Origin of the sequence: Vibrio sp. Vb0598, from assembly GCF_033338935.1 — a bacterium.
Lineage (GTDB): Bacteria > Pseudomonadota > Gammaproteobacteria > Enterobacterales > Vibrionaceae > Vibrio > Vibrio alginolyticus.
The window spans coordinates 1-1,253 of the sequence record NZ_JAWOTP010000170.1 but is presented as its reverse complement, the minus strand read 5'-3'; the positions used below and the strand labels follow the sequence as shown (position 1 = coordinate 1,253).

Sequence of the window (1,253 nt, the reverse complement as noted above, 5' to 3'; positions counted from 1 at the left end):
GCTCTTTATCGATAGGCTGTGAGGTAAATTTACGAATGGAACGGTGGCCAAGAATGGTTTGGATCGTACTGTTCATGATGACTTAACATCCTTTGTTCTATTTTTAGGCTGAGCGTTCACCTTAGCGGTATTTAATGAATGGGTAAACTATCGTGAAAGAAAAACTGTGCCTTAGAGCATAAGTTTGAGTTCAGACTGGGGAAACGGCGCGCATTCTGTTTGTGAAGGTATATACTGTTTTTAGAATCAATAGTTTATCTGCGTTGGAAAGATGAAAGAGCTGATACTTCATACCGTCACAGTGTTCATGGGGTTCTTTGCGATCATGAATCCCATTGCCAATATTCCTATCTTTTTGAGCCTCACGGCGGATGAAGATAAAGAGACCGTTCGATCAATAGAACTTCGTTCGGTGTTTATTGCTTTTGTCATCGTGGCTATTTTTGCTATCGCAGGAAAAGTGATTTTCGACCTCTTTGGTATCACCCTTTATGCGCTGCGCATTACTGGGGGAATCTTAGTCTTCATGATTGGTTTTAATATGTTGCAAGGAGATTCCACGCATCAAAAAACCAAGGAAAAAGCGTATTCGCCTGCGCAGCAACAGGCAGCCTTGAGTATTGCCGTATCACCGTTGGCGATGCCAATACTCGCGGGGCCGGGTACGATTGCGACAGCGATGAACTTTGCGACCACAGGTGGTTTTGACCAAACCATTATTACCATCGTTTCTTTTGCGGTTCTTTGTATCATCACCTACATATTGTTCCTGTTTGGGGACAAACTGGTCAAAGCGGTAGGGCCTAGTGCTTTGAATGTGGTGACAAAAATGATGGGCCTGATTTTGGCGGTGATCGGCACCCAAATGTTCATCGATGGTGCTGGCGAAGCCTACAAAACCGTATTTGCCTAACTCTTCCCATATTTCCCAAATCCACACTTGTGTTGCGTCATAAGTGTGGATTTTTTGATCTTTAGTTTTCACTTTCTAAGGCAGAAATACATAGACTTCACCTATTTCAATAATAAGAATAACCAATTGTTGCTAATGCACGAATTTCATTACTCTTTTCCGAGAAATTAATGGGGGAAACATGGCAACGAAAGCAATTGTAGTGGAAGGTGGAGCGATGCGCGGCGTCTTTGCCAGTGGCGTGTTAGACGCATTTCTAGAGCGAGATTATAAGCCATTTGATTTTGCGATTGGTGTGTCGGCAGGCGCATCTAATTTGATTGGTTATCTGACCGATTAC

General features: G+C 43.1%; 2 protein-coding genes and 1 pseudogene. 2 read left to right on the top strand and 1 reads right to left on the bottom strand.

The features are described 5' to 3' along the window. Positions 1-76: pseudogene (locus R7Q38_RS23820) on the bottom strand (oxygen-insensitive NADPH nitroreductase); the annotation flags it as partial. Positions 77-271: 195 nt separating this feature from the next. On the opposite strand from R7Q38_RS23820, the gene R7Q38_RS23815 reads away from it, so the two are divergent. Continuing rightward, the gene (locus R7Q38_RS23815) at positions 272-913 is read left to right on the top strand and encodes a MarC family protein (protein WP_318114525.1); all 642 of its coding nucleotides are present in this window, start codon (positions 272-274) and stop codon (positions 911-913) included. A gap of 181 nt (positions 914-1,094) precedes the next feature. After that, positions 1,095-1,253, top strand: a 159-nt coding sequence (locus R7Q38_RS23810; protein ID WP_318114526.1) for a patatin-like phospholipase family protein, incomplete at its 3' end; no start/stop codon positions are given.

Excerpts from the sequence above, each read along its gene's own strand:
- R7Q38_RS23815 (WP_318114525.1), top strand. The coding sequence starts at position 272 with ATGAAAGAGCTGATACTTCATACCGTCACAGTGTTCATGGGGTTCTTT.